Below are 21,270 nucleotides of genomic sequence, written 5' to 3' on the forward strand. Positions count from 1 at the left end.
TTTAACAAGACACGACATGAATACATTAAAAATCGATTACAAAAACATCTATTATCCGCCGGGAGGGATTTTGATGTGGATTATTATTTTCCTGGAACTTATTACATTCGGAATGGCATTGGTCGCTTTTGTTTATTATGGACAGCAAGAACCGGAAGTATTTCACCAATCCCGTTTGCAACTCAATACCACAATGGGAGCCATTAATACTGTTTTTTTGTTGACCAGTGGTTTTTTTATGGCCACTGCCGTGGATAAATTTAAGGAAAATAACATTGCAAAGTCATCCTTTTATTTTAAACTGACAATGCTTGGCGGACTGTTTTTCTTAGTTTTAAAAAGTGTGGAATACTATCATAAAATTGAATCCGGAATCTCATTGGAAACCAATATGTTCTTCAGTTTTTATTGGATGTTAACCGCTTTTCATCTTATTCATGTCATCATGGGATTGGTCATTTTGATTTGGACTAATTACGGTATGACAAAGGAAAATTCAGATACCGCCGTTGAAGATGTCGAAGCTTGTGCTGCTTTCTGGCATATGTGCGATTTGATTTGGTTGTTGTTATTTCCTGTTCTCTATTTAATTTTTTAAGCAATGAAAAAGTCTTTATTATATAGTTATGGATTCCTAATATTTTTGACCTTAATTACAGCTTTGGTTTCAAATTCAATCATAATGTCAACGTTTGCGGTTAGTTTGATTATGTTGTTTTCAGCCGTTAAATTCTTACTGGTGGCTTTTCAATTTATGGAATTAAAAAAAGCCAATTCTTTTTGGAAAATGAGCCTGAGCCTTATTCTGGGATTGATGATTTTATTGATTATATTTATAGTTTAAAATCTTAATTAAAAGTTAAGAAACATGATTTTTATCATATTAAAGGATGTTTTTATCCTTTATCTTTACACTATAGAAAACCAATATATAAATCTAAAAAGTTTAGGATTATGTTTAAAAATGAAACAAAAATAAAAAACATCGCTCTGGCAATGTTTGTAGCGATTGGGTTGTTTTCTTGCGGTAAAAAAGAAGAAAATGACGCTAAAAATTATGAAAATGTAAAAGTTGAAGGCAAGCAAGTTGCTGAGCTTACCGCGCCTCCTTTTGTTCCAAAACCAGTTGGTAATCGTGCAGCAACCAAATTGGTTGTGCATATGGAAATAAAAGAACAGGAAGGAGAAATGGTTGATGGGGTGAAATATACCTATTGGACCTTTGGAGGATCAGTTCCGGGAAGTTTTATCAGAACCAGAGTAGGTGATGAAGTAGAATTTCACTTGAAAAATCATCCGGACAATAAAATGCCTCACAACATTGATTTACATGCGGTAACTGGACCAGGTGGAGGAGCAACCTCTTCTTTGGTGGCACCTGGACACGAAAAAGTATTTAATTTCAAAACATTAAATCCAGGATTGTACGTGTACCATTGTGCTACCGCTCCGGTGGGTATGCACATTGCGAACGGGATGTACGGTTTGATTTTGGTGGAGCCAGAAGGAGGTTTACCGCCAGTTGATAAAGAATACTACATTATGCAAGGTGATTTTTACACCAAAGGGAATTACGGTGAACAAGGTTCACAACCTTTTGATATGAATAAAGCAATCAAAGAACAAGCTGATTATGTGGTTTTCAACGGTAAAGTTGGGGCGGTTACTGGAGAAAAATCTCTGACTGCCAAAGTAGGTGAAACAGTTCGTATTTATATGGGTAATGGTGGTCCAAACTTGGTTTCTTCGTTCCACGTAATTGGAGAAATATTTGACAAGGTACACATTGAAGGAGGGGATATGATCAACAAAAATGTTCAAACGACTTTGGTTCCTGCCGGTGGTTCAGCGATAGTGGAATTTAAAGTGGATGTTCCCGGTACTTTTATCTTAGTAGATCACTCGATTTTCAGAGCCTTTAATAAAGGAGCACTTGGAATGCTAAAAGTTGAAGGAGCAGAGAATAAAAAAATACATTCTGGAACGATCCAAGAAGGAATTTATTTGCCTGAAGGAGGAACCATACAAAACATGCCAAAAGTAAATGGTGTTGCTAAAAGCGCTGCTCCAAAAACTCTTGCAGAGCAAATTAAATCAGGAAAAACATTGTATGGAAGGACTTGTTTTGCCTGTCACCAATCAGAAGGACAAGGGGTACCAAATGCTTTTCCTCCATTGGCCAAGTCTGATTACTTGAATGCTAATATTGACAGAGCAATTAATGCCGTATTGCATGGATTGAGCGGAGAAGTAACTGTAAATGGCAAAAAATACAATAATGTTATGACCAGTCAGAATTTGACCGATGACGAAATAGCAGATGTTTTAACCTATGTTTACAATAGTTGGGGTAATAATAAGACAGTAGTAACGCCAGCCAAAGTAAAAGCACTTAGAGCAAAACCAGTGGTTAAGACTAAAGATATTCATGAATAAAAAGAATAATAATTTAAAAACTATAATAAAATGAAAAAGTATATTTTTTGCATCGCAATGATGGGATTGGCTTTTCAAGGATACAGCCAAAATGCCACCAAAGGGAAAGGGGTTTATGATAAAGTATGTATAGCCTGTCATCAGGCGGCAGGACAAGGAATTCCTGGAGCTTTTCCTCCTTTGGCTAAATCAGATTATTTGAATAAAGATGTGAATCGAGCTATCAAAGGAGTGGTTAAGGGATTGTCAGGACCAATAACTGTAAATGGTAAAAAATACAGTGGAGCCATGCCCGCACAAGCCTTAAATGATCAGCAAATTGCTGATGCGATGACTTATGTTTACGGAAGTTGGGGGAATAACAAAACAGTGGTTACACCAGCAATGGTAAAAGCCCAAAGAAAATAATAATTGTAATATCAAGCATTCAGCCATGTTAAAAACTAAAATAGCCGTGTTTTCATTTCTATTATTAATAGCAACATCGCTGCACGCTCAAGATACTCCAATGGTTTCTATAAAAAGGGGGGCTTATGTCCCCCTTTATGGAACCACGGATAAAAAACCGGTAGAAATATCAGCTTTTAATATCGATGTGTATCCCGTTACCAATGCACAATATCTTGCTTTTGTTCAAAAGTATCCGCAGTACAGTCGCTCTAAAATGAAAGGAATATTTGCTGATAAGAGTTATTTGTCACAATGGCAGAGTGATTTTCATTATGGAAAAACCAATTTAGGCAATGCACCAGTGACTAATGTTTCCTGGTTTGCTGCCAAAAAATATTGCGAATGCCAAGGAAAACGATTGCCCACGATGGATGAATGGGAATATGTAGCCATGGCCGATGAAAAGCGAATAGACGCCCGTAGTAAAGAAGATTTTAATAAATACATCATGTCCTGGTATGAAAAGCCCAAAACTGATACGAATCCTGTAGGGCAGACCTTCAAAAATTATTGGGGGGTTTATGATATGCATGGACTCGTTTGGGAATGGACGGCCGATTTCAACAGTATTTTTCTTTCCGGTGAATCCAGAAAAGATAAGGACACTGATAAGAATCTCTTTTGCGGAAGCGGATCGGTGAATGCTACCGATCTAATGAATTATGCTGCCTTTATGCGTTATGCTTTCCGAGGAAGTCTTAAAGCCAGATACACCACAAAAAACCTTGGTTTTAGATGTGCTACCGATAAAATACCACAACCCAAATCAATTCAAAAATCAAAGAAATGAAACCTATAATTCAAAAATACCAGAAACCAACAATTAAGAATAGAGTAATTAGAAAACTGTTTTTAGGTTTTATGCTACTTCTGTTGTCGTTACAGGGCTGTATTAAAAAATCAGAGTCAGATCAAAAAGAGAAAGCTATTTCGGATTTATCCATTTACAATCTTCCTTCCAAATGGACCAATCAAAATGGTGAGAATTTAGAAATGAAAGATTTGAAAGGGCAAGTATTAGTCATGGTCATGATTTATACTTCCTGTAAAGCCGCCTGTCCTAGATTAGTGGCCGATATGCGAAATATTGAACAGCGCTTGCCGAAAAATATCAAAGACAAAGTCAAACTGGTTTTAGTGAGTATAGACCCTAAAGTGGATACTCCAACACGATTGAAAGCTTTTTCTATTGAAAATAAAATGGAAGGAAATCAATGGCTTTTCCTGCGTTCTACTGAAGAAAATACAAGAGAATTTGCCGCAGTTTTGGCGGTCAACTATAAAAAAATAGCTCCTTTGGATTTCTCGCATTCCAATATCATAAGTGTTTTTAATTCTGACGGTGAATTGACTTACCAGCAGGAAGGTTTGGGAGTAAATTCAGATCAAACTATAGAGAAAATCACAGAAGAAGCTGAGAAAATAAACTAGGGTAATGGCGAAATTACTCTAATTTAAAGCAACAAAAATGAAGTGGATTTCGATATCATATCATTAAAAAGTATACCATGAAATTAATAAAAAAAATCAGTCTGTCATTGATAGTGATGACTGGCTTAGGAACTTATGCGCAGGAATTTGATGTAAATCTCCAACTCAGACCCCGTTATGAATACAGAAATGGTTATAAAAGCCCAATATCAAATGCTGAGGACGCGACTTCTTTTATATCCCAGCGTTCCCGCTTGAATTTGAACTTCAAACAAGAAAAACTTCAAACAAAGTTGAGCCTGCAAAATATACGTACTTGGGGCGATGTTGCCACAACAGCCACAGCCGATAAAAACGGAGTTGCTGTTTTTGAGGCTTGGGCTCAATATGATTTTGATACCAATTGGAGCGCACGTTTAGGACGCCAGATAATCTCTTATGATAATCAACGAATCTTTGGTGAAATTGATTGGGCACAACAGGGGCAAAGTCACGATGCTGCTGTAGTTAGTTTTCATCCAAAGAATCATCAATTGGATTTGGGATTTGCATGGAATGCGGATAAAGAAAATTTAGTGGTTCCAACTACGGCTTATACCACCAATTATAAATCAATGCAATATGCTTGGTATCATACTCAGTTTAGTAAGTTAAGTATGAGTTTAGTAGTTTTGAATACGGGCTATGAATATGCAAAGACAGTTACAGATTTAAAAGTCGATTACAAACAGACTTTTGGTACTTATCTTTGGTATAAAGAAAACAAATGGGATACTAATTTAGGATTGTATGCACAAACCGGAAAAAGTAATGGAAACAAGGTGAGTGCTTGTTATCTGGGGGCTAATTTGGGTTATGCTCTTACGTCAGCATTTAAAATGGCACTGGGATATGAATTTCTTTCGGGTAAAGATCAAGATGATAATGCAAGTGATATTAAATCATTCAGTCCTCTTTTTGGGACTAATCACGGATTCAATGGATTTATGGATTATTTCTATGTGGGCAATCACTTGAATAGTGTGGGTTTGCAAGATGCTTATTTGAAACTAAATTATACTATTGATAAATGGCAATTGGCTTTGATTCCGCATGTTTTCCATGCTCCTAATAGTGTTTTAGATTCGTTCGGCAATAAAATGAACAGTTATTTAGGCACCGAGATTGATTTTACAGTCGGTTATATCGTTCAAAAAGATATCGTCGCTTCGGCGGGCTATTCTCAAATGTTTGCATCATCAACATTAGAAAGAGTAAAAAATGTTACTAATCCATCAAATAATAATAATTGGGCATGGGTAATGATTTCATTTAATCCAAAACTATTTAGTACAAAATAGATGTGTTGTCAATTTATACAATAGGAATTTCCAAGAAGCTGTTCAATTTTTAGGTTTGTGAATTGGCAGAACTCATCTACTGAAAGCACCAGGCTCAAATACGCATTTGGCGCCCTTTGTGCCGGAATATCCTGTATGCATTATCCATACACTATCTATATCTATATGGCTAATGAATATAAAAGAGACGCAATGACCTCTTGAAATTCTTCTGATTCATTTATCCTTAAACCCATAAGGGATGAATTTAGAGCGGTTTATCTCACAATTTTATATTTTTGGATGTGTTCGATGAATACTATTTCGTTCAACACAGCTTTACGGCTGGTATTTTTTGGATCAAGTTCAAAAGTTGGGGATTAGGCAACAAGAACTCCAATTTAAGATTGGATCATTTTTTCTGTATTGAAAAGAATATTAAATTTAGTTCCAAGCTTTTTTTTGAGGCGTTGCTTTGATTTTTTTATAGCATCGGGCGTGACTCCAAGTAAATCTGCAATTTCTTGATTATTAAATTCCAGTTTTTGCAAGAGCAACATTCTTTTGTTTTAATTGGTAATTTCAGGAAAATCTTCTAACAAACGATAGTATTCACACATTCGTTAATAATAAAATAATTACAGCGACTAACGGTACTTTATATGTTTTCATTTTTTTAATTGTTTTGATATAATTAGATTTTAGTAAAAAGAAATAAAAAACACCGCAGTCGTATAAGACGGATTGCGGTGTTTTTTTATTTAAAATCAGATCTTATTTACTCTTCTTAAAATTTTACAACGAATATTTTAACGTAATTCCATAAGTCCTTTGATCAGCTATTACACCAGCATATTGTCCGGCATTTCCACCAGCAGGCAATAGTTGTTCGTAATAATCTTTGTTTAAAAGGTTGCGTGCCCAGAATTGTACCGAAAAACCATCTGTTGCACGGAAACCTATACGAGCATTAAATAGAGCATAACCCTGAACTACTAAATATTTTGAAGCCGAAGGACTTGAAGAGAATTCAGTACGTGCATAAGAATCAATTCCGAGGAATATTTTTCCTGTATTTCCAAAGAATTTGGCATTATCGGAAAGTTCACCTCCTAAAGAGCCCGCCCATTTTGAAGCACCTGGTAAAGCAGTTCCGGAAACATCTTTAAAGGATACTGCTGCTCCTGTTTCTTCTAACGGAAGAGGTGCATTTGTAAATTTAACATATTTTCCGTCTGTATAGGTCGCTGCTCCATTGATGGTTAAATGTTTGCTGATTACAAAACTGGCATCCAATTCTACCCCTTTTACCTGTACTTTATCTGCATTGGCAAGATAGCCACGGTTTACACCTAATTCAGCTGCCTGTACATTAGTTTGAAAATCTTTGATATCGGTATTAAAGAAGGTTAAATTGAATATTGAGTTTTTAAACGGCGCTGTTTTTACTCCAATTTCATAATGATTTACTTCTTCCGGTTTAATTACAGCAAGTTCAAGAATGGGTTGTCCGGCAAGAGTAGGTAATCCAGCTACGTTCACTCCAACTGGTTTGTAACTTTTTGCAAAAGTCGCATAGGCATTAATCTTATCAGTAGCTTTAAAAGACACGGTTAGATTTCCAGAAAAATCAGTATCATCTGTGTTTGATGAAAAAGACTGATCCGTATAAACTAATTTTTTCAAGGCAATTAAGGCTGGGTCATTCGTTTGAAGTCCTCCGTATGTAGTACGTTTGTAATCAGCATCTTTTTTGTCAAAATTATAACGTAAACCTGGTAATACGTGTAAATGTTCTGTTATTGCCCAGTCTAACTGACCAAATACTGCCGCACTGGAGGCTCTAATGCGGGCATCTGTTTTGATACCGTATCCTTCAAAAAGACCTGGTGTTTTCCATAAATTACTAGTGGTACTTTGTGCAAATCTCCACTGTGCATTACCGGATTCTTCAGTACCATCTGTTTGTGATGTTTGGTCAATAAAAAATACACCTATTACACCACTTAATTTAGAGTTAAGCTGACCAGCATAACGTACTTCTTGTGTTATTTGTGTTTGTCTGGTTGGATTTTGTGATTTTGCTAAAACTTGTAATCCTGTAAAGTCTCTGTCGTTTGATGGATCCCAGTTCCAAAAACGCCAAGCTGTTGTTCCCGTAAGTGTTCCATTTCCAATTTTTGTATCTACATTTAGCGATATGCCTCCCATGTCTTGTCCGGAACGCCATGGCGTATCGTGGTCAATTTTACGGTCAAAAGCATTTAAACTCGGCAATTTATAATTCAAATCAGTAATAATAGCATCAAATTGGCGGTAAGCCGCTCTTTGTGTAGGTGCGACACCGGCAATTACTTGAGCATATCCATCTGGATGTTGTGTTGTGATATCTGCAGCTAATATAATATTGGTTCTTTCAGAAGGTGTATAAAGTAATTGTCCTCTGATTCCTTGATTATTGAGGGTATTGGTAGGTTTTCCTGTTGCAACATTATCAATTAAACCGTCACGTTGTGTACCAGAAAAAGAGATACGACCTGCAATTTTTGAACTCAAAGCTCCAGTAACCGAAGCTTTAGCTTGCAAAAAGTTGTAATTTCCGTAACTCACTTCAAAGTTAGCTCCTGAAGTAAAACTTGGTTTACGAGTTGTGATATTAAAAGCTCCCGAAGTTGTATTTTTACCAAATAATGATCCTTGCGGGCCACGTAATACTTCAATTTGTTCGATATCGATAAAATCGAGAGTGGTTGCCGCTGGACGAGCATAATAAACGCCATCTACATAGAAACCAACACCCGGATCGATTCCATCATTTGTAAGTCCAAAAGGGGAACCCAGGCTTCGAATATTAATTCCCGTATTTCTAGGGTTTGACGAATACAATTGAACAGATGGTACAAGTTCTTTTATGCGATTAACGTTGAAAGCTCCCGTTTGTTCTGCCTGTTTTCCTGTTATTACAGATATTGCGATTGGCACATCTTGCACTTTTTCTATGCGGCGTCTTGAAGAAACTACCACTTCGATCAAAGTATTTTCTTCAGTAAGATTTATTTTTAATGAAGGTATTGGTAAAGATTTGATTTCAATTTCTGCAGTTTTGTACCCTGCATATTGAACTAAAAGAGTTAAAGGGAGTTTTCCTTTAGAGTCAATCGTAAATTTCCCGTTAGAATCTGAAATTGTGTTAGAAGTTGTTCCTTTTATTACAACATTTGCGGCTTCTAAAGGAATGTTTTGGTTTGTTGTTACTACACCGTCAATGTTTTGTGCAAATGATATTGAGAATGTTAAAACGGATAGTATTGTAAGTGTTTTTTTTATAGAATTTTTCATTTATATTAAGTATATGTAATTAGTAGAATTTAATTTAAATTTTTTTTAAACTAACACATACACATCATTTGGGAATTCTTGTTTTCAATTATAATTAGTTGATTTTTCAGGGATTGCCTGTTCAAAAAAGCAAACTTACTTCGGTACGTTTTCATACTTTTAAATTTGGATTGTTAATGATATATTAAATTCGAGGCAAATATATAATTAATCCTATAAAGTTAGTAGAGTTTAAAATATATTTTTTTATATTTTTACCAATGAAGCAATAGTAATGCCTTGCATGGCCTTTAAAGTTTCTTCTCTAATGGTAATCAATCCGTGTCTTAGTAGGCATTCCGATTCATCTACGCAATCAGAACATCGTTCGTAAAAATTCAATGATGCACAAGGAAGTAAAGCAATTGCACCATCAAAAAGTCGGTGAATATCGGCTAAAGTAATGTCATTTTTAGATTTCAGAAGATAATAACCGCCAAATTTTCCTTGTTTGCTTCCTACGAAATGGCCCCGTTTTAAATCTAATAAAATCTGTTCCAAAAACTTTTTTGGAATGTTAGCAGCCTCAGCAATTTCAATAGTTCTTGAAATGTGATTTTCGTCTTGTTGCGCTAAATATAATAGGGCTTTTAGTGCATATTTGGCTTTGTTGGATAACATCTGTCTATATATTTATTTTTTAGCTAAAGTCCAAATATAGTGAAATGAGAAATATTTAAATTAAATACTTTTTATTTTTTTTGATTAATTAATGATCAGTTCAGAACATTTTTTTATCTGTGTTGCTACGGATAAATCTACTTTAAAAAAGAAAGATTTTGTAATATTTATGATTTTAAAAACGGTTGCTATTTCTAAATTATTCCTGTGGATTTAAAAAAATATTGCGTAATAAAAAATCTTAGAAGTATTAACTATTTTGTTTTTAATAATTTAAATTTTTGCGTTGATGTAATTAACATTTTTTTACAAAAATTTTAATTTAAATTTTTTTTTGTTATCAGTTTTAATATACTTTTGTCCTATCAAAATAGTAGGGTAGTAAATAAAAAAACAAAAACTTTCAAATACATTTCGTTTTTGAACAAGCAAGAACCATGGGTAACTTATGTTTTACCAGTTTGTCCCGTTACGTTTTTTCATCTTTACTTTATACAAATGTGTAACAAGACGGATCCTTATTCGTAAGTAATAAATTTTATCATAGACCAATTCAAATAAAATAGTAATCCAAAATAGATAAAAATGAAAAAACGAATGCATTGCTGATAAAAAACAAAAACACTTTTGCTAGAACAGAAATGGTGAAGTTGAAAGAAATTGTATAGCGCTATAAGGAAAGCGAGAATGGGGTAAATCTATTTACGGCTCCCCTTATTTATTAAACAAAAAACAGAGTAATGAAAAAAAAATTAAATAGATATGCATGGTTTTGCATTTTGTTGGTTTCTATAGGGATTAAAGCCCAAGAGACCGAATCGTTAATCCAGTCCAAACTAGACGGAACAGTAATCGATGCAGTTACAAAAGAGCCCATTATTGGTGCTTCAGTAAATATTAAAGGAACGAAGCTAGGTGTTGTAACGGATTTAGATGGGAAGTTTATTTTCCAAACAGCACAAAAATTTCCTTATACCGTAATAGTAAGTTATTTGGGGTATAAAAAATCAGAAGTTATAGTTAATACAAACTCAGTGGTTATTGATCTTACTCAAGAACAGAATGTTTTGTCAGAAGTAGTAGTGACTGCACTTGGTATTACAAAAGAAAAAAAGTCTTTAGGATATACTACCCAAGCACTTAAGGGCAAGGATTTGTCGGATACAAAAGAAACGAATTTTATGAACAGTCTTACTGGTAAATTGGCAGGAGTTCGTATTACCAATTCGCAGGGTGATATGGGATCTTCCCGTATTATTATTCGTGGTGAAACATCTATAGCTGGAAATAACCAGCCATTATTTGTGGTAGATGGAGTTCCGGTTGATAACTCGCAGTTGAACTTTGGAGGAGCAACCCGTGATTTCAAAAATGCAGTTGCTGATTTAAATCCTCAGGATATTGAAACCTTGACGGTCTTGAAAGGACCTAATGCCGCAGCTCTTTATGGATCTCGTGCGGCGCATGGTGTTGTTCTTATCACTACAAAATCAGGAAAAAATCAAAAGGGACTAGGCATAAGCTTTAGTTCGGGTATAACGCTCTCTCAAGTGGCTACATTGCCAAGCTTTCAAAATTCATTTGGACAAGGATCAAATGGAAAATTCAGTTATGTAGATGGTAAAGGTGGTGGTGTTAATGATGGAGTTGATGAAAGTTGGGGACCTAAATTGGATGGACGCCTTATTCCTCAATTTTATTCAAATGGGGAGGCAGTTCCTTTTGTTGCTCATCCTAATAATGTGAAGGACTTCTTTAATACAGGTTTTACTTTTGATAATAGTATTTCTGTAGCTAAATCGGATGACAAATCAGATTTCCGCTTAGGTGTAAATAATCAAAAACAAACAGGAACAGTACCTAATAGTGAAGTAAACAAAACAAACTTTACGATTAACACTAATTATCAAATATCCAAAAATATAAAAATAGGTTTAACGGGGAACTATATTGTTACTGATGCTCCAGCCTTACCTGGCGGACCATCGGGTAATCGTGCAGCCGGTGTCATGCTTCAGTTTCTTTGGTTTGGACGTCAAGTAGATATCAATCAGCTTAGAAACAACAGAGATGTTAATTGGAACAATAGTTATTACAGTAATCCTTATTGGAATGCCTACTATAACACTACCAGTCAGCAACGTAACCGTTTAATTGGGGATGTTCATTTGGATGCCAAAATTGCTGATGGTCTTAATTTTAAATTCCGTACCGGAGTTGATTATTATAACGACCGCAGAAAATACGAGATTAAATATGGTACCAATGGAACTCCTTTTGGATCTTATGCTGAAGATGCTTACACGGTAAACGAACAAAACACAGAAGGTATTTTTACCTATACCAAAAAAATAAATGATTTTAGTTTGGATGCTCTTGCCGGATTCAATATTCGTAACCACAGCGATGCAAACAATTATCAAAAAGCGCCGCGTTTAGCTGTGCCTGATTTATATACATTGACCAATTCGAGAGATGCATTAACCTCTTCAAACTCCTACTCAAAATTGAGAGTATACAGTGCATATGCTTCGGCGCAACTGGGTTATAAAAATTATGCCTATTTAAACCTGACTGCCCGTAATGATTGGTCATCAACATTGCCAAGCAGTAATCGCTCTTTTTTCTATCCTTCTGTTAATGGAAGTTTAGTGCTATCCGAAGCCTTGAATCTGAAAAGCAATACGCTCGACTTCTTAAAACTACGCGGTGGCTGGTCAGAAGTAGGTAATGATGCAGATCCGTATCAATTGGCTACGGTTTATAATTTTCAAACTGCATTCGACGGAAATCCGATTCAAACCTCGTCGCAGAAGAAACTTAATGAGAACCTGAAACCGGAAAAAACTCGTTCTACCGAACTTGGTATAGAATCTTCTTTCTGGAAAAACAGACTTCATTTTGATGTAGCTTATTATAACACCAATAGTTTTGACCAGATTCTGGAGATAAAAACAACGACTGCAAGCGGTTATAATTCTCAATTAATCAATGCAGGTAAAATAAACAACCATGGTATAGAAATTCAATTGGATGGAAACCCTATCCAAATTGAGGATTTCAAATGGAATGTAGGCGTAAATTATTCAAGGAATATTAGTAAAGTAGAAATTCTTGATTATGATAAAAAAATTAAAAACTACACAATTGGTTCTTCTGGAGGTGTTGATGTATTGGCATCAGTAGGACAAGCCTACGGAGCACTTTATGGTACAGCTTATCTGCGTGATGCAAGCGGAAATATAGTAGTTGGTGCAAATGGATTGCCAAAAGCTGATTCGCAAAAGAAAGTATTAGGACATTATACTCCAGACTATTTAGCTGGTATTACAAACACTTTGACTTATAAAAATCTTGAACTTTCATTTCTTGTTGATGCTAGTGTAGGTGGTGAGATTTTTTCAGGAACTAACAGAACAGGTACATATACAGGTGTATTAGCTGAAACTCTTCCGGGTCGTGATGCTGCCAATGGCGGATTAAATTATTATGTAACGACAACTGGTACTACAAATACGAAAACTTTGGTTTCTGGCGGTAATGCGCCATCTGGAGCAGTAATATATGATGATGGAATGATTTTTAAAGGAGTATATGCAGATGGAACTCCAAATACTTCAGTTCTTAGTGCACAGGAATATTACAAAGCATCTTACAATATTAGCGAAGCTTATATCTATAGTTCAACTTTTGTGAAACTAAGAGAAATAAAATTAGCTTACAATTTCAATAAAAAATTTGCAAGAAAGCTGGGATTAGATGGAGCCAGTATTACTGCAGTAGGTCGTAATTTGTTATTTATTTATAAAGATGTACCGAATATTGACCCGGAAACAGCTTTTAATACCGGAAATGCTCAGGGATTGGAGAGTTTATCTTTGCCAACAACGAGAAATTTCAGCCTTAATGTTAATCTTAAATTTTAAAACACGCAATCATGCTAAAAAAAATAGCCTATATAACGCTTTTTGCATTGACATTTAGTTCTTGCAGCGATACATTGGATGATATTAATAAAAATCCAAATGCAACCGAAACACCATTAGCGCCTTACCTGTTAACAGGAACATTAAAACAGGGAGCTGATTTATATTGGGGAGACGTTAATAACTTTAACTCGTCTTTGTTATTTGTTCAGCATTGGGCTAAAATCCAATATACAGAACCGGACAGATACGATGTGTCTAATGCCTCCTTCACTTCTTTGTGGAATACTGGATATGCAACCTTGATTACGGATTTGAACACGATACTGAATTTTTCAGATCAGCAGGCGAATTCTAATTATAAGGGAATTGCGTTAACCCTGCGCTCATGGACATTCTTATTGTTGACTGATGCATACGGAAATATTCCTTATAAAGAAGCAGGTCTAAAAGTAACACCAACTTACAATACTCAAAAGGAAGTATATACCGGATTGCTTGAAGATTTGAAACAAGCCCAATCTTTGCTAAGTTTAACAAACGGTGTTGTAGCTGGTGATGTGGCTTATAAAGGCGACATCTCAAAATGGAAAAAATTGGTCAATTCGCTTCGTTTGCGTATCGCGTTGAGAATTTCGGACAAAGAACCTGCTATAGCTAAGCAAGCTGCTATTGACGCAACAAGTGATGCTGCAGGACTAATTAGCAACAACAACGATACCTTTAAGTTTACTTATGCCAGTTCACCACAACAAAATCCGGCCTCAGCCTGGTTTGAAACTCGTGACGATTTTCGTATTTCGAAAACATTGGTTGATAAATTAAATGAGTTATCCGATCCACGTTTACCTGTTTATGCTCAGCTACCATCAGATGCAAGCGTAGGTAAATACGTTGGAGGTGCCAATGGATTATCAAACAGTGATGCCAACAGTCAGGGTTTTGCCAAAACATCAAAACCAGGTAAATACTTCCTGACGTCAACATCACCAGCTGTAATTGTTTCTTATTCCGAAACGTTGTTCAATCTTTCTGAAGCTGTAGCTCGAGGTTATATTGCAGGAAATGCAGAGCTGCTTTATAAAGATGCAATTACGGCATCGCTCAATCAATTTGGTATTACAGATTCAGCAACTATTTCCAATTATCTTAATCAGGCAACTGTGAAGTACGATGCGACAAATTATGCCAAATCGATAGGTACCCAAAAATGGATTGCATTTTACGGACAAGGTCTTGATGCATTTGTAGAGTGGAGAAGGCTAGATTACCCAGTTTTGACAGCAGGTCCGGCTACGGTTTTGGATGGAAAGATACCTTCACGTTTCTTTTATCCAGGTACAGAACAATCTTTAAATGGAACTAGTTACCAAAACGCAGTAACGGCTCAGGGAAAAGATCTGCTGACTACAAAACTATGGTTTGATGCAAAGTAAACGGGATCCAGTATAGGATACTCAACTTTCGCTCTCACAAGTAAATAAATAAATAAAATGGTTCAATATATTAACAAAATGAGAACAGTAAGGTAAGAAAAATTTTGACCAAAGCTAAGTACATTTGCTCTTTATCAATAACATGATAAGATTCACTAGTCTTTTAAAATTTAATTTATTTAATGCTTTAAAGGATTTAAACCGCGTACTCAGCAAATACAAGAGGTTCTTAATCAATTAAAATTATCGACGATTCTGTTGAACCCAAAAAGCCTGCAAAATTAGTACTTTGCAGGCTTTTACTTTTTTATAGTGACCTTTATTGGATTCAAACCACAATAACTCATTTTATTGTTGTTCTTATTCTTATTTTATCGCTATAAGTTTACTGTAATTACTTTATTTATCGAAAAGGTCTTATGAAAATGTAAGATTGACCGACTGGAATTTGCATGCTGGACCATTATTAAATGTTCCTTCAGAATGGAATGCATATAATAATTAATGATACTTTTGGTGCTGTCCAAGTCATTTTTACGTTGGGTTTGCGCTGTAATTTTTCAGTATTGTCTTTATTATCAATGATAATTAACGGGTTTTCTAAATACAATTGAATTAAATTATTTGCTAAAATTTTAGCGATTTTATAATCGTGAGAGGTTGAAAAAGTCTTGTCTGTTTCAAAATAATAACTATTTACAGAAAGTTTAATATCAAATTTGCCTCTTAAAAAATACTTGTAATCTAAATAAATATTCCCAGTTCTGTAATATTTATAAAATTCTAATTCGTTGTCAAAAAAAGCTTTCAACAAGTGATTTGCTAGTTATAAAATTTGAAATATACCTGTCTAAATTATAAAATTTGATTTCTTTTATATAGATTTGAAACCAAATAACCACCAACAAACCAACCAACCAACCACTCTGTGTTAGATGACTATAAAAGAATATAAAAGCCTTTTTGATGAGCTTTATGTGTCTCTGTGTTTGCTTTCAAATAAATACTTAGAAGATTTAGATGTTGCAAAAGATGTTGTTCAGGATGTTTTTCTAAAAATATGGGAAGATAAAATTGAATTCGAAAACATAAACAATACAAAAGCCTATCTCTATACATCCGTAAAGAACAAATCACTGGATTACCTAAAAAGCAAACGCTATAAGTCAACCGATTTTTTATCAGCCAGGAAGTTAGAGAAAGTTGAAACTGAATCATTTTTTTTACGGGAAGTTGTTGTAATTGAAGCATCAAGTATTGTTGAAAAAGCAATTAATGAGCTTCCGGATAAATGTGCAGCCATTATTAGATTAAGTTTGAAAGAATATACAGTTTCAGAAATAGCTGATGAGTTAGGTGTGTCGATCAATACTGTTAAAACTCAAAAAAAAATAGCTTATAAAAGGTTAAGACCATTATTAGAAGAGTATTACTTTTTAATATTTTTTGTACTTAATATTTTTAAGTAACTTTCTTTACCGTCTTTTAAAATTAAATTTTTAACATTTTTTTTACTTTTTCTTCACCCTATTGAACCTTTCTGTCGTTTTATAATTATAATCAGATATTCTATGCCCAATTTTAAACAAATAATTAACTTATCAAAGAGCTTAGCCGCTTCATTTTTAGATAAAAAAAAGAATACTGAGATAGTAGAGCAATCTCAGTTGTTTAATGATGAAGATAAAAATTACATCATTAAGAATATTAATGATGATTCTTCAATTGAAAAACGCCAAAATTTAGTTAAGCAAATAGATAAGGAAGCCGATTGGATAAATGTGGTAAAAAGAATAGAATTGTCTAATTATAAGTTCTATTGGAGATTATCAGCAGCGGCAATTATATCAGGTGTATTACTTACGGGGTATTTCTTTAAGGACACTTTTTTTGGTACATCTTTAGAAAAAATGCCTATTGTTTTAAATGTTAAGCCTGGAAAAGAAAAAGCAATTCTTACGTTAGAAGACGGTTCCAATATCACTCTGGAAAAAGGTAAAAATTATGTGTCCAATAATTTAAATAGTAACGGAGAAAAACTGGTTTATAATTCTGGAGCAAATTCAAAGTCAAAAAATGTTTTTAATTATTTGACTATTCCCAGAGGAGGACAATATTTTGTTAAACTATCTGATGGGACTAAGGTTTGGTTGAATTCAGGATCAAAAATAAAATATCCTGTTGCATTTGTAGAAGGGGAAATACGTGAGGTGGAGTTGGTTTATGGAGAAGCTTATTTTGATGTGTCTCCAAGCACAGATCATAAAGGATCTAAATTTAAAGTACTGAACCAAAATCAACAAGTAGAAGTATTGGGTACGGAGTTCAATATAAAAGCATATAGGGATGACGATAATGTTTACACCACGCTAGTGGAAGGTAAGGTTACGGTAGGTCTTGAAGGGAAAAAACAATATTTGAAACCGAGTCAACGGTCTGTTTTAGATATTGATAATCAAATGATAACAATATCAACTGTTGATGTTTATAATGAAATATCATGGAAACAAGGGATCTTCAGCTTTGAAGACTTAACGCTAAGAGATATTACGAAGGTATTATCTAGATGGTATGATGTTGATTTTGTTTTTTTGAACAAATCTATTGAAAACAAGAAGTTTGTCGGTGTATTAGATAAAAATCAAAATTTAGAGGATATATTATCGACTATTAAAAATTTTGGAATTATTCGAGAATATAGAATAAATGAAAGAACTATTGTATTGAAATAAACGCTACAATATTTTAAAAAAAAAGGGAACGAAGTTTTTTGACATTTGGCGGTGTTTGAACTTCGTCCCTCTTATAGAGTATTAATCATTGTATAACTAACACCAAGCAAATTTATGAAAATTAAATTAACCACTGCTCTTTCTTATTTTAAAGAGCGACTTTTATTAACCATTATGAAAACTTTTATCTTTTTATTCTGTACAACCGTTTTTAGTTTTAATAGCGGGAAATCGTTTGCGCAAGAAAAGATAAAGATAGACCATGACCAATTGGTTACGGTAGATCAGGTCTTTAAAATTATTAAAAAGCAAACCGATTATCGTTTTATTTACCCTAAAGAATTATTTAATGAAGCACCTAAAGTACAATTAAAAAAGGGTGAAATCTTTGTAACTAAATTATTAGAGCAAAGTTTAACAAGCAATAATTTTTATTTTGAGGTTTCTAATGGCAGTATCATAATGATCAAGGAAAATGCGAAACCTGTAGTTGTCCGAAAAGAAATGCAAAGTATTGAGATAACTGGAAAAGTGGTTGATGGATCAGGGCAACCATTGGTTGGAGCCAATATTTTGGAAAAAGGAACAAAAAATGGTACTCAGGCTGATTTTGATGGTAATTTTAAATTAACCGTAAAAGATAAAAATGCTGTACTTGTTGTTTCATATACAGGTTTTATAATAAAAGAAGTTCCTGTTAAATTAAAAACAACTGATCTTACAATAGTGTTACAAGATGACGCGACTACATTGGATGATGTTGTCGTAGTTGGATTTGGAAAGCAAAAAAAGGAAAGTGTAGTGAGCTCAATAAGCACTATAAAAGGCGAAGAGCTTAAATTACCAAGTAGAAGTTTAAGTAATAATTTGGCTGGTCGAGTATCTGGAATTATTGCTGTCCAACGTTCGGGTGAACCGGGTTATGATAATTCTGAGTTTTGGATTAGAGGTATTAGTTCTTTTAAAGGAGGGACAACCCCATTGGTTTTAGTTGATGGAATACCTAGGAACATGAACGATATTGAACCAGATGAGATAGAGACTTTTTCGATCTTAAAAGATGCAGCATCTACTGCTATATATGGAGCTGAGGGAGCTAATGGTGTAGTATTGATTACATCTAAAAGAGGTAAAGTACAAAAGACACTGATTAGTTACCGAGGAGAGTATAGCTTTTTGGAACCTACTCGTTTGCCAGAGTTTTTAGGTGCAGTTGATTTTATGAAACTCTACAATGAAGGTCTGAGTAATGAAGGTAAGCAACCTAAATTTTCTGAAGAAATAATAGCAAGAACTCAATCTGGTCTAGATCCTGATTTATATCCAGACGTACAATGGCTCGATTTATTAAAAAATACTACTAATAATCAAAGGCATACCTTGAATTTTAGAGGAGGAGGAGATAAAGCACGTTTCTTTATTTCTGGAGCCTATTTTGGAGAAAGTGGTCTTTTTAAGTCTAATCCTAATGTAAATTATGAAAATAATATTGGATTAAAACGGTATAACCTGAGATCAAATGTAGACTTTGATGTGACTAATTCTACTTTATTAAGAGTTGATTTAAGTGGTCAGTATTTAGAAACGAATTATCCCGGAGTTGGAACTGCGGCATTGTTTAGAAATATGACTTTAGCACCGCCAAACTTATATCCAATGATTTTTTCGGATGGAACTTTTGCCTCTCATCCAACACCTAGCGCAAATCGTTCCAACCCATATAATTTACTTATGGAATCAGGTTATGCTAAAGAATGGAGAAGCAGCATACAATCAAAAGTTGCTATAGAACAAAAACTAGATGTAGTTACTGATGGACTAATGTTAAAAGGGGTTGTTAGTTATGATTCTGATTCCAGATATGTTTCTACAAGAACAAAAACACCTGCTCAGTTTATTGCAAATGGAAGAGATGTTAATGGAAATTTGATTTATAATCAAACTGTAAATGAGACTGTTTTTGGAGAACCTTCAGAAAATAATAGTGGAAATAAAAACATATATCTTGAAACATCCTTGAACTATGGAAAAACCTTTGCTGATAAGCATCTTGTGGGAGGAATGTTGCTGTACTATAAAAAAGAAACTCAACTTAATAGCGAAGCACTTGCCTTTAGAAAAGAGGCGTATATAGGTAGAGCTACCTATATGTTTGATCGTAGGTATTCTATTGAAGCAAATTTTGGTATTACAGGAAGTGAAGCTTTTTCTAAGGGAAATCGATATGGATTTTTCCCAGCAATAGGTGTGGCATGGGTGGCTAGTAATGAAAGTTTCTTTAAGGGTGTAAAAGATGTAATTAATGATTTAAAAATTAGAGCATCTATTGGAAGAACAGGAAATGATAATACTGGAGGTGATAGATTCTTATATAGAGGAACTTTTGTTGATGCTTCAGGTTATCCAATTGGTATTGGAGGAAGTGGTGCATTAAATGGTTTGGGTGGATATACTGAGGGAAGGTTTGCAGCACCAACTTTGTCTTGGGAAATTGAAGACAAACGAAACATAGGAATAGATCTTGGTCTTTTTAATAACAATATAACGTTACAGGCAGATTTTTTTGATAATTCTAGATATGATATCTTGTTACAAAGAAACACTGTTTCGGCATCAACAGGCTTTAGACAGGCACCATGGCAAAATTTCGGGAAGGTAACTAATAAAGGAGTTGATCTTAGTTTGAATGGAAGAAAAGAGTTTGGTGACTTTATGGTTGGTTTGAGAGGAACTTTCACCTTTGCCAGAAATAAAATAACTGAATTTGATGAGGTTAAGCAGCCTTATTCATGGATGAACGTTACAGGAACCAGTTTGAATATTCCTAATATTTATATTGCTGAAGGTCTTTATACTGAAAATGATTTTGATGTATCAGTAGTAAATGGAGCGAATGTTTATACTTTAAAAGACGGTTTGGCTGTCTCTACACTAAGCCCAAATAATTTGCCAGGTGATATTAAATACAAGGATCTGAACGGGGATGGTAAAATTGATCAATTTGATCAAACTAGAAATGCTGCAATGCCTACTGTTCCAGAAATAGTTTACGGACTTGGTTTTAATGTTGAGTATAAGAATTTTTATTTAAACGGATTTTTCCAAGGTGCAGGTAATGTATCTACAGTACTTGGGGGATCAAATCCAGAAGGTTTCTTTCCTTTTACTTATGGTGTAGAAGAAAGTTCTGTAAGAAAAGAAGGATTAAACAGATGGACGGTAGCTAACCCTTCTCAAGATGTAATGTATCCTCGTCAAAGATCTGTAACTTATTTCCATAATACGGTTGCTAGTACTTGGTGGTTAAGAGACGCTAGTTATATACGTCTAAAAAATGTTGAAATAGGTTATAATGTGGATAAAAGCTTGTTAAAAAAATTAGGATTAACCACAGGAAGATTATACATAATGGGCAACAATCTTTATGTATGGGATAAGATTAAAATGTGGGATCCTGAAATAGGAAACGCAAATGCGGGTATGAATTACCCGTTACCTAGAACAATAACTTTTGGACTTGAATTAACACTTTAAAAAAAAA

14 protein-coding genes and 1 pseudogene are annotated in these 21,270 nt (G+C 34.4%); 12 read left to right on the plus strand and 3 right to left on the minus strand.

The window, feature by feature from the left end:
- Positions 1–16: 16 nt before the first annotated feature.
- The 7 genes and pseudogenes from BUB25_RS13300 to BUB25_RS13330 all read left to right on the plus strand — a co-directional run bounded on the left by BUB25_RS13300 (position 17) and on the right by BUB25_RS13330 (position 5,657).
- A complete protein-coding gene (locus BUB25_RS13300) occupies positions 17–598 on the plus strand; it encodes a cytochrome c oxidase subunit 3 (protein ID WP_072945171.1) in 582 nt (193 codons plus the stop codon).
- 3 nt (positions 599–601) lie between these two features.
- Positions 602–844 carry a cytochrome C oxidase subunit IV family protein gene (locus tag BUB25_RS13305; protein WP_072945173.1) on the plus strand — a complete coding sequence of 81 codons (243 nt, stop codon included), beginning with the start codon at positions 602–604 and terminating at the stop codon, positions 842–844.
- Positions 845–954: 110 nt separating this feature from the next.
- A complete protein-coding gene (gene nirK, locus BUB25_RS13310) occupies positions 955–2,436 on the plus strand; it encodes a copper-containing nitrite reductase (RefSeq protein ID WP_072945176.1) in 1,482 nt (493 codons plus the stop codon).
- 84 nt (positions 2,437–2,520) lie between these two features.
- A pseudogene (locus BUB25_RS13315) lies at positions 2,521–2,844 on the plus strand (c-type cytochrome); the annotation flags it as partial.
- A gap of 25 nt (positions 2,845–2,869) precedes the next feature.
- On the plus strand, positions 2,870–3,676 hold the full coding sequence (locus BUB25_RS13320) for a formylglycine-generating enzyme family protein (protein ID WP_072945179.1): 807 nt from the start codon (positions 2,870–2,872) through the stop codon (positions 3,674–3,676).
- Positions 3,673–4,317 carry an SCO family protein gene (locus tag BUB25_RS13325; RefSeq protein ID WP_394336304.1) on the plus strand — a complete coding sequence of 215 codons (645 nt, stop codon included), beginning with the start codon at positions 3,673–3,675 and terminating at the stop codon, positions 4,315–4,317. Before BUB25_RS13320 ends, BUB25_RS13325 begins: the two co-directional genes overlap by 4 nt.
- A 77-nt stretch (positions 4,318–4,394) precedes the next feature.
- Positions 4,395–5,657 (plus strand): alginate export family protein, encoded by a 1,263-nt coding sequence (locus tag BUB25_RS13330; protein WP_072945181.1) that lies wholly within the window; start codon positions 4,395–4,397, stop codon positions 5,655–5,657.
- A 774-nt stretch (positions 5,658–6,431) separates the two neighbouring features.
- Here the strand turns inward: BUB25_RS13330 and BUB25_RS13335 are convergent.
- Complete coding sequence (locus BUB25_RS13335) at positions 6,432–8,975, minus strand: TonB-dependent receptor (RefSeq protein ID WP_072945183.1); 2,544 nt, start codon at positions 8,973–8,975, stop codon at positions 6,432–6,434.
- 246 nt (positions 8,976–9,221) lie between these two features.
- Positions 9,222–9,635: an RrF2 family transcriptional regulator gene (locus BUB25_RS13340; protein ID WP_072945184.1), complete on the minus strand. Its 414-nt coding sequence runs from the start codon at positions 9,633–9,635 to the stop codon at positions 9,222–9,224.
- A gap of 740 nt (positions 9,636–10,375) precedes the next feature.
- On the opposite strand from BUB25_RS13340, the gene BUB25_RS13345 reads away from it, so the two are divergent.
- Positions 10,376–13,561: a SusC/RagA family TonB-linked outer membrane protein gene (locus BUB25_RS13345; RefSeq protein ID WP_072945186.1), complete on the plus strand. Its 3,186-nt coding sequence runs from the start codon at positions 10,376–10,378 to the stop codon at positions 13,559–13,561.
- A gap of 11 nt (positions 13,562–13,572) precedes the next feature.
- On the plus strand, positions 13,573–14,997 hold the full coding sequence (locus tag BUB25_RS13350; RefSeq protein ID WP_072945188.1) for a SusD/RagB family nutrient-binding outer membrane lipoprotein: 1,425 nt from the start codon (positions 13,573–13,575) through the stop codon (positions 14,995–14,997).
- A gap of 478 nt (positions 14,998–15,475) precedes the next feature.
- On the opposite strand, the gene BUB25_RS13355 is transcribed toward BUB25_RS13350, so the two are convergent.
- Complete coding sequence (locus BUB25_RS13355; RefSeq protein ID WP_072945190.1) at positions 15,476–15,811, minus strand: RteC domain-containing protein; 336 nt, start codon at positions 15,809–15,811, stop codon at positions 15,476–15,478.
- Between the two features lie 121 nt (positions 15,812–15,932).
- Here BUB25_RS13355 and BUB25_RS13360 point away from each other — a divergent pair, with 121 nt between their 5' ends.
- The 3 genes from BUB25_RS13360 (at position 15,933) to BUB25_RS13370 (ending at position 21,263) form a co-directional block, all read left to right on the plus strand.
- Positions 15,933–16,466, plus strand: a complete 534-nt coding sequence (locus BUB25_RS13360) for an RNA polymerase sigma-70 factor (RefSeq protein ID WP_072945192.1) — start codon at positions 15,933–15,935, stop codon at positions 16,464–16,466.
- Positions 16,467–16,568: 102 nt separating this feature from the next.
- Positions 16,569–17,729 carry a FecR family protein gene (locus tag BUB25_RS13365; RefSeq protein ID WP_072945194.1) on the plus strand — a complete coding sequence of 387 codons (1,161 nt, stop codon included), beginning with the start codon at positions 16,569–16,571 and terminating at the stop codon, positions 17,727–17,729.
- A gap of 114 nt (positions 17,730–17,843) precedes the next feature.
- Entirely contained in the window at positions 17,844–21,263 is a 3,420-nt protein-coding gene (locus BUB25_RS13370; RefSeq protein ID WP_072945196.1) for a SusC/RagA family TonB-linked outer membrane protein, read from the plus strand.
- Positions 21,264–21,270: the final 7 nt, after the last annotated feature.

The sequence above is a fragment of the Flavobacterium granuli genome, from assembly GCF_900129705.1.
GTDB lineage: Bacteria > Bacteroidota > Bacteroidia > Flavobacteriales > Flavobacteriaceae > Flavobacterium > Flavobacterium granuli.

Coding starts and splice junctions, on each gene's coding strand:
- BUB25_RS13300 (WP_072945171.1), top strand. CDS start 17: ATGAATACATTAAAAATCGATTACAAAAACATCTATTATCCGCCGGGA.
- BUB25_RS13305 (WP_072945173.1), top strand. CDS start 602: ATGAAAAAGTCTTTATTATATAGTTATGGATTCCTAATATTTTTGACC.
- nirK (WP_072945176.1), top strand. CDS start 955: ATGTTTAAAAATGAAACAAAAATAAAAAACATCGCTCTGGCAATGTTT.
- BUB25_RS13320 (WP_072945179.1), top strand. CDS start 2,870: ATGTTAAAAACTAAAATAGCCGTGTTTTCATTTCTATTATTAATAGCA.
- BUB25_RS13325 (WP_394336304.1), top strand. CDS start 3,673: ATGAAACCTATAATTCAAAAATACCAGAAACCAACAATTAAGAATAGA.
- BUB25_RS13330 (WP_072945181.1), top strand. CDS start 4,395: ATGAAATTAATAAAAAAAATCAGTCTGTCATTGATAGTGATGACTGGC.
- BUB25_RS13335 (WP_072945183.1), bottom strand. CDS start 8,975: ATGAAAAATTCTATAAAAAAAACACTTACAATACTATCCGTTTTAACA.
- BUB25_RS13340 (WP_072945184.1), bottom strand. CDS start 9,635: ATGTTATCCAACAAAGCCAAATATGCACTAAAAGCCCTATTATATTTA.
- BUB25_RS13345 (WP_072945186.1), top strand. CDS start 10,376: ATGAAAAAAAAATTAAATAGATATGCATGGTTTTGCATTTTGTTGGTT.
- BUB25_RS13350 (WP_072945188.1), top strand. CDS start 13,573: ATGCTAAAAAAAATAGCCTATATAACGCTTTTTGCATTGACATTTAGT.
- BUB25_RS13360 (WP_072945192.1), top strand. CDS start 15,933: ATGACTATAAAAGAATATAAAAGCCTTTTTGATGAGCTTTATGTGTCT.
- BUB25_RS13365 (WP_072945194.1), top strand. CDS start 16,569: ATGCCCAATTTTAAACAAATAATTAACTTATCAAAGAGCTTAGCCGCT.
- BUB25_RS13370 (WP_072945196.1), top strand. CDS start 17,844: ATGAAAATTAAATTAACCACTGCTCTTTCTTATTTTAAAGAGCGACTT.